At 74.8% G+C, this 3,090-nt stretch carries 2 protein-coding genes; both read right to left on the bottom strand.

What is annotated here, in order from left to right:
• Window positions 1–90 precede the first annotated feature (90 nt).
• Window positions 91–1,743, bottom strand: coding sequence for a DNA repair helicase XPB (locus IEY78_RS33700; protein WP_189104807.1), 1,653 nt, complete (start codon window positions 1,741–1,743; stop codon window positions 91–93).
• Window positions 1,744–1,918: 175 nt separating this feature from the next.
• Window positions 1,919–3,090, bottom strand: a 1,172-nt coding sequence (locus IEY78_RS33695; RefSeq protein ID WP_229700342.1) for a helicase-associated domain-containing protein, incomplete at its 5' end; no start/stop codon positions are given.

Below are 3,090 nucleotides of genomic sequence, written 5' to 3'. Positions count from 1 at the left end.
GCTCCCCGGCGGCCTGAGCCCCGGCGCCCGGCCGGGCCCCGGCCACCGGGCCGCCCGCGCCGTCCGCCGGCCCGCCCGGCCGCCGGTGGCTCAGACGTCCTCGTCCGCCGCCAGCAGCTCGTCCGCGTCCACGATCCGGTACGCGTAGCCCTGCTCGGCCAGGAAGCGCTGGCGGTGCGCCGCGAAGTCCTGGTCGATGGTGTCGCGCGCGACGACCGAGTAGAACCGCGCCTCGTGGCCGTCCGCCTTGGGGCGCAGCACCCGGCCCAGGCGCTGGGCCTCCTCCTGGCGGGAGCCGAAGGTGCCGGACACCTGGATCGCGACGGTCGCCTCGGGCAGGTCGATGGAGAAGTTCGCGACCTTGGAGACCACGAGCACCGACAGCTCGCCCTGCCGGAACGCGTCGAAGAGCTTCTCGCGCTGGGCGTTGGTGGTCTCGCCCTTGATCACCGGTGCGTCCAGATGCTCGCCCAGCTCGTCCAGCTGGTCGATGTACTGCCCGATGACCAGGGTCTGCTCGCCCTGGTGCCGGCGGACCAGCGCCTCGGTCACGTACTGCTTGCTCGCGGTCGTCGCGCAGTAGCGGTACTTCTCCTCGGTCTCGGCCGTCGCGTACGCCAGCCGCTCCGTCTCGGTCAGATTGACCCGCACCTCGACGCAGTCGGCCGGGGCGATGTACCCCTGCGCCTCGATCTCCTTCCACGGGGCGTCGAACCGCTTCGGGCCGATGAGCGAGAAGACGTCCGACTCCCGGCCGTCCTCGCGCACCAGCGTCGCGGTGAGCCCCAGCCGCCGCCTGGCCTGGAGGTCGGCGGTGAACTTGAAGACCGGCGCGGGCAGCAGATGCACCTCGTCGTAGATCACCAGGCCCCAGTCCCGGGAGTCGAACAGCTCCAGGTGCGGGTAGACGCCCTTCCGCTTGGTCGTCAGCACCTGGTACGTGGCGATGGTGACCGGCCGGATCTCCTTCTTCGTCCCGCTGTACTCGCCGATCTCGTCCTCGGTCAGCGAGGTCCGCTTCACCAGCTCGTGCTTCCACTGCCGGGCCGAGACGGTGTTCGTCACCAGGATCAGCGTGGTCGCCTTGGCCTGGGCCATGGCACCGGCCCCCACCAGCGTCTTCCCCGCGCCACAGGGCAGCACGACGACACCCGAGCCGCCGTGCCAGAAGCCCTCGACGGCCTGCTGCTGATAGGGCCGCAGCGCCCAGCCGTCCTCGTGCAGCTCGATCGGGTGCGCCTCGCCGTCGACGTAGCCCGCCAGGTCCTCGGCCGGCCAGCCCAGCTTGAGCAGCGTCTGCTTGATCTGCCCGCGCTCGGAGGGGTGGACGACGACGGTGTCGGGGTCCAGCCGCGCCCCGACCAGCGGCTGCACCTTCTTCGACCGCAGGATCTCCTCCAGCACCGGGCGGTCGGTGCAGGTCAGCACGAGCCCGTGGGCCGGGTGCTTGGTCAGCGTGAGCCGCCCGTAGCGGGACATCGTCTCCGCGATGTCGACCAGCAGGGCGTGCGGCACCGGATACCGCGAGAACTGCACCAGCGCGTCGACGACCTGCTCGGCGTCGTGCCCGGCGGCCCGCGCGTTCCACAGCCCCAGCGGCGTCACCCGGTAGGTGTGGATGTGCTCGGGCGCCCGCTCCAGCTCGGCGAAGGGGGCGATGGCCCGGCGGCAGACGTCCGCCAGCTCGTGGTCCACCTCCAGGAGCAGCGTCTTGTCGCTCTGGACGATGAGAGGTCCGTTCACGCGCCTCGCCTTTCGCTTCCCGGCCGTCGGCCGCCTGCGCCCGGCCGGTGGATCACCACCGCGGGCATCGGCCACGGATGCGGCCAAACGTCCAGTGTGCCGCATCCGCGCGGCGGGCGTCAGGGAGGACGGCGGGCCCCCGGTCCGGCAAGGGCCCGGGATGCGGCGGGCCGGCTCAGACCGAGTCGTCCGCCAGTTCCGCCACGCCCGTGATCCGGTGCAGCGGATACGTGCGGACCTCGTCGGCGGTGTGGTCGTAGGCCGTCACGAAGCCGCCCTCGACCCGCACCGGGGCGATCACGCGCTGGCTGGCGGCGCCGTCGGCGTTGACGTAGCCGATCCAGAGCGCGGAGTGGGTCAGCACCGCGGCCTGCATGGTGGCGAGGGTCTCGGCGGAGGTGGTGCGGGGCAGCGAGCCGGGGGCCGGGGCGGGGGCGTGCACCGGCTTGCGCTCGGCGGTGGCGGCGAGATCGCCGGCGCGGATGGCGCGTACCGCCGCCGCGAGCAGGGTGGGGTCGGGGGACGGCGGGCCGTCGGGGACCGGGGCGGGGGCGGTGCGCGGCGGGGTGCGGTAGGAGTCGGCGCGGGCGATCAGCACGTCGCCGGCGGCGGACTCGGCGGCCGGGGCATAGCCCATCGCCCGCAGCCCGTCGAGGAGTTGGTCGGGCGAGGTCTGGGCGGCGAGCACGGTCGGGGCGAGCCGGCGCAGCCGCAGCGGCGCGGCGCGGCGGTCGGCGAGGATCTCGGACAGCAGCGCGTCGTCGTCGCAGCGGACGTAGGCGGTCGCCGCGCCGATCCGCAGATGGCCGTGCCGGCGGGCCACATCGTCGATGAGGTAGGCGAGCGGCTGGGGGACCGGGGTGCGGGAGTGGCGGGTGAGGAACTCCTGCAGTTCGGCGGCGGAGCGGCCGGCGTCCAGGGCGCGCCGTACGGAGCCGGGGGTGAAGCGGTAGACCGTCGCGCCGCCCTTGGACTCGATGTCGGCAAGGACGCCCAGCGCCTCGGCGAGCGGACGGTGCAGCGGCCCCGGGGCGACGGCGGTCAGGTCCGCCTGGAGCAGGACGTGGTCGAGGGGTTCGGGCAGCAGGGGCGCCAACTGCGTGGCCGCGCGGGCCGCCGCGGCGGCGGTGTCGTCGGGGGTGGGCTCGGCGCCGTCCGGCGGGGTGTCGAGCAGGCCGCGGGCGTGGGCGGCGAGCGCGCCGCGCCCGGTCACCCCGAGCAACTCGGCCTCGGCCAGCGCCCATTGGGCCAGCCGCGAGCGCAGGTCGTCGGCCGGTGCGGGGGCCGGACCGGCCGGGGCCGCGCCCTCGCCGGCGCCGTCCGCGGCCGCCGGGCTCGCGGCCGGCC

This window comes from Streptomyces kronopolitis (genome assembly GCF_014646275.1).
Lineage (GTDB): Bacteria > Actinomycetota > Actinomycetes > Streptomycetales > Streptomycetaceae > Streptomyces > Streptomyces kronopolitis.
This window is presented reverse-complemented; position numbering and strand designations above follow the sequence as displayed.